This is a genomic window from Streptomyces sp. SAS_272 (assembly GCF_052543235.1).
On the sequence record NZ_JBMNDR010000178.1, the window covers coordinates 1 to 4,879 of the forward strand.

At 75.0% G+C, this 4,879-nt stretch carries 3 protein-coding genes; all 3 read right to left on the reverse strand.

The genetic code is table 11. The features are described from left to right. Nucleotides 1-44: 44 nt before the first annotated feature. The gene (locus tag ACN6LD_RS41800) at nucleotides 45-884 is read right to left on the reverse strand and encodes an alpha/beta fold hydrolase (protein WP_445045897.1); all 840 of its coding nucleotides are present in this window, start codon (nucleotides 882-884) and stop codon (nucleotides 45-47) included. After that, the gene (locus ACN6LD_RS41805; protein WP_445045898.1) at nucleotides 878-1,915 is read right to left on the reverse strand and encodes a ketoacyl-ACP synthase III family protein; all 1,038 of its coding nucleotides are present in this window, start codon (nucleotides 1,913-1,915) and stop codon (nucleotides 878-880) included. Before ACN6LD_RS41805 ends, ACN6LD_RS41800 begins: the two co-directional genes overlap by 7 nt. Nucleotides 1,916-2,024: 109 nt before the next feature. After that, nucleotides 2,025-4,879, reverse strand: a 2,855-nt coding sequence (locus ACN6LD_RS41810) for a KR domain-containing protein (protein WP_445045899.1), incomplete at its 5' end; no start/stop codon positions are given.

Below are 4,879 nucleotides of genomic sequence, written 5' to 3' on the forward strand. Positions count from 1 at the left end.
GGGGCGGGGCCGTCCGGTCCCGCCCCCGCCGCGTGCCTTCGGCGTCAGTGCCCCCGGTTCCTGAGGATCTTGCGCAGGCGGGCCGCGAAGGCCCTCGGGTGGGTCTTGAGGCCGACGTGCCCGCCGGGCAGCTCCTCGGTCTCCTTGCCGAGCCGCTGCGCGAGGCTGACGGTGCAGCGGTAGGACCAGTTGCGGTCGGAGGGGGCGCCGGTGGCGAGGACGAGCCGGCCGGCCTCGGCGCGCAGCACGTCGAAGCCGGCGTCGTCGAGGTGGACGTCGGTGTAGGCGGGCATCTCGTGCGTGATGAAGAAGTCGATGTTGGCCTTCTGCTCGTCCGTCATCGCCGACAGCCGGGCCCCGGGCTCGAACTGCAGGTTGCCGTAGTCGATGTCGTTGAACGCCGCCCAGCTGACCATGCCGGGGCCGAACCCCTGCCGCCGGTAGGTGTCGCACGCCGTGCGCACCACCTGTCCGGCGAGCTCGCGCTCGGGTCCGGTCAGGAAGTAGAACTCCGAGGGCTCGTGCGCCACGAGGGTGGCCACCAGCTGCGGGTGGCGGGCCAGCAGATGCAGGCCCACATGCGCTCCGAGGCTCGTGCCGAAGAGCAGCGCGGGCTCGTCGGTGAGCGACTTCAGCAGCAGGGCCAGGTCGTCTGCGTGGGTGCGGGGCGTCAGGGGCGGCATCGGGTCGCCGGCCGCGCTGCGCGACATGCCGCGCCGGTCGTAGGTGAGGACCGTGTAGTGGTCGGCGAGGCGGTCGACGAGGGGGGAGATGCGCCGGGCGTCCCCGCCCGCGCCGTCCATGGCGACCAGGAGAGGGCCCGTGCCCCGTGTTTCGCAGTAGAGCTCGGTGCCGGGCACGGGCACCGCGGCGGAGGTCACCATGACGGCACTTCCTTGATCGTCACGACTCCGGCGGAGCTGATCCAGCCGGGTCCCTGGGAGAGCAGCAGGACGTGGTCTCCGGGCGCCACCTCGCCGGTGCGCACCAGGTGGTCGAGCGAGATGAGCAGGTCGGCCGCCCCGACGTGGCCGACGGTGCGGCCGAAGTCCCAGCTGGAACGGGACATGGGCAGGCCCAGCGGGCCCATGACGGCGTACTCGATCATGCGGCCGTCCTGGTTGATCGGGACGACCTTGGCGATGTCGCAGGCGTTGAGGCCGGCGTCCACCAGGGAGCGTTGGACGATGGACAGGTCGAACTCGCCGATGCGCTCGACCGTTTCGGCGAGCGACATCTCCCGCTCGTTGAACAGCGCGGCCCGCTCGGCGACGGCGACCTCTCGCCCCGTGCCGTCCTGGGGCGGCAGCAGAGACTCGTCCCCGCGGTGCCACTGCTCCAGTTCGGCCAGCGTCCCGGAGTTGAGGGAGCGCACCTCGGCGAAGCCGCTCTCGGTGCTGACCACGGCGGCGGCGGCGCCGTCGGCGAGGATGTACGAGTCGCCGAAGCCGCGCCAGCGGTCGATGAGCGGCGTGTCGAAGTTCTGCGCCGTGGTCAGCAGCGCCGTCTCCACCTGGGCGGCGCCGGTCATCTGCCCGATCAGGACCTCGAGGGCGGCCAGCATGCCGTTGCAGCCCTGCCGGATGTGCAGCGAGGGAATGGGCCCGGTGCCGAGTTCCCGCAGGATGTACGCGGGCGGGTAGGAGCCGTCGGGCCCCTGGTGGTAGACGCCGCCGTGGACGTGGGACTCGATGTCCTCGACGTCGCGTCCCGAGCGCTGCACCGCGCGTCGCGCCGCGACGACCGCCATGTCGAGGGCGGGGACACCGTGCGCGACATGGGTGCCGGTCAGGCCGCTCGCCTTGCAGACGTCCTCGTCGTAGCGGCCGTCGGCCACGGCGTCCTGCGCGCTCACCGGATCGGGCAGGAACACCCCGACCGAGCTGAGGAACACTCCTCGCGTTCTCACAATCACGCCTCCCTTCTTGTGTGTCGGCTGGTCTTGTACAGGGGCTGCCCGTGTGCGGGCGGCCGGCCTTGTGTGTCTGGGGGGCTGCCCGTGTGCGGGCGGCCGGGCTCGGGTCCTACCGTCCGAGGAGCAGGTGGGCGAGGTGCGCCGCGAGTTCGGCGGAGGTGGAGTGGTCGAACACGACGCCGGGCGGCATCCGCAGCGCGGTGACGTCGTTGAGCGAGTTGCGCAGGGCGAGGGCGGACAGCGAGTCGAAGCCGAGTTCGCGGAACTTGCGGTCCGCGTCGATGACGCCCGCCGAGCCGTGGCCGAGCGCGGTGGCGGCGTGGTCGAGGACCAGTTCCAGCAGCAGCCGCTCGCGGCCGGGTCCGTCCAGCGCGACCAGACGCTGCTTGAACGTGACGCCCTGGCCGTCGCCGGCCCGCTGGACGGTGCGCCGGACGGGGACGCGCACCAGGCTCCGCCACAGGGCGGGCAGGGCGCCGGACGCGGCGCGCGCGCCCAGCGCCTCGACGTCCGGTTCGGCGACGAGCAGCGCCGCCTCGCCCGCGTCCCACAGCCCGTCGTACACCTGGGGGTCCGTGGCCTCGGGCGTGATCCGGAGCGCGACCGCGGGCGCACCGGCCGACCGCCGCTCCCGCGCCCAGGAGGCCAACAGGGCGCCGGCCGCCGCGTCGACGGCGTCCCCCGTGCCCTCGGCGCCGGCCGCGGCGGACAGCAGGACGAGCGCGGGGGGCTCCGCCAGGGCGTCCGTCGCCTCGCGCAGCGCCCGGATCCGCAGCGTCTCGGCGTGCAGGGCCGCGCCGATCCGGTCCGGCGCGCCGCCGGCGACCGTCGCTCCCCCGGCCGTCCCGGCCCCGCTCTCCTCCTGCTCCGGCGTCCGGTCCGTGCCGTCGGGGCGTTGCGCGGTGTGGACGACGGTGCGCAGGGGGCGGTCGGCGGGCAGGTCGCGCAGGAGCGCCGTCAGCGCCCGCGGGTCGGCCGGGTCGCAGGACGCGGTGTCGACGCGGACGCCGAGCTCGGTCCACGCGGCCGCCGTCGTCCCGTCGAGGTCGAGGTCCTCGCCCGGCTGCCCGAGCAGCAGCAGATGCCGGACGCCGTGCCGCGTGACCAGGTGCTGGGCGAAGGAGGCGCTCAGCCGGCCGGCGCCGCTGATCAGCGCCGTGCCGCCGGCCATGTCGGGGGGGCCGGCCGGGTTCGTCGTGCCGGCCGTCAGGTCGGCGCGGGCCAGCCGTGGCGCCCGTACGACGCTGCGGCGCAGCATGAGGTGGTCCTCGTCGGTGGTCAGCGCCTTCGTCAGGGCCCGCCAGGACGCCTTGGTGCCGTCGGTGTCGACCAGCACGAACCGGCCGGGCGACTCGTCCTGTGCCGCGCGGATCAGTGCGCCGGCCGCCGCCGTGGCGGGGTCCTCGCCTTCGGGCGCGGTGGCGCCGGTGAGGACGACCAGCCGGGAGGCGGCGAGCCTGGGGTCGGCGAGCCAGGTCCGGGCGAGGCCGAGCACGTCCTCGGCGGACCGGCGGACGGCGCCGGCCGTCCCGTCGGCGGCCGGCGGGCTCGTGACCAGGACGACGTCGGGCGTCGCGACGCCGTCCGTCTCGATCCTGACCGCGAGCGTCTGCAGGTCGGGATACTCCTCGGCGTACGTGCCCGCGGCCATGAGTCCGAAGCGGGCCTCGAACGGGTCGTCGCCGACGACGGCCCAGCTCCGGGGTGCGGGGGCGCCGCGCCCGCGGGTCCGCGCCTCGACCCACGTGAGCGTGTGGAGGGCGCCGCGCTGTGCGGCGGAGGCCTGCCGCAGGTCACGTGCGGCGACGGATCGCCACGTCAGGGTGTCGATCGTCGCCACCGGGGCTCCGGTGTCGTCCGCGACGGCCAGCGTGAGGCCGGGGCCGTCCACGTCCTGGCGGGTCAGGCGTACGCGCACGACGGACGCCCCGACGGCGTGGAGCGTGACGCCGCGCCACCGGTGCGGCAGCCGTGCGTCGGGGGCGTGTCCGGGCTGCGCCGCGTCGGCCGGGTCCGCGAGGCGCAGGGCCGTACCGAGCAGAGCGGGGTGGACCCCGAAGCCGTCGGCGCACGTGCGCTCCTGCGGCTCCCCCGGGTCGAGGGCGATCTCCGCGTACAGTTCGCCGTCCCGCCGCCAGGCCGCACGCACCGCGCCCGGCCCGTCCGGGCCGCCGAGGCTGTCCGCAGCGGTGACGTCGACCGGGTCGGCGTCGAGCGGGGGCCACACTTCGAGGTTCCAGGAGGGCGGTGCGCCGGCGTCCTCCTCGGCGGCGAGAACGGCGCGGGCGTGGCTGGTCCATGGCGTGCCCTGCGGCCGGTTCTCCCTGCGGGAGTGGAGGGTCATGACGCGCAGCCCCTCCTCGTCGCTCTCGCCGACCTCGACGCGGAGCTGGACGCCGCCGCGCTCGGGCATCACCAGGGGCTCGTGGAAGTCGAGTTCGTCGATCCGCTCGCAGCCGATCTCGCCGGCGGCGTGCAGCAGGGCGTCGGCGAGTGCGGCGGCGGGGAGCACGGTGATTCCGGCGCCGGTGTGCTCGGCCAGCCGTCCGTGCGTCTTCAGGGAGAGCCGTCCGGTGAACAGGAGCGACTGTGCGCCCGGGAGTTCGACGGCCGGTCCCAGGAGCGGGTGGGCCGCGCCGGTTCCGAGGTCGGAGGGTGCGGTGGGCTGGTGGTGCGTGGAGTCGAGCCAGTAGCGGGCGTGCTGGAAGGCGTAGGTGGGCAGGCCGACCGGCGCTGCGGTGTGCGCGGGCGGGAGGAGGGGCGTGAAGTCGACGGGAACGCCGTGCGCCCATGCCTGGCCCAGGGAACGGGCGAAGCGTTCCATGCCGCCCTCGTCACGCCGCAACGACGGCACCGCCACCGCGACATCCGCGCCCAACGCGTCGAACGTCTCCTGCAACCCCACCGTCAGCACCGGATGAGCGCTGCACTCCACGAACGCCGTGAACCCCTCCGCCAGCAACC

Excerpts from the sequence above, each read along its gene's own strand:
- ACN6LD_RS41800 (WP_445045897.1), bottom strand. The coding sequence starts at position 884 with ATGGTGACCTCCGCCGCGGTGCCCGTGCCCGGCACCGAGCTCTACTGC.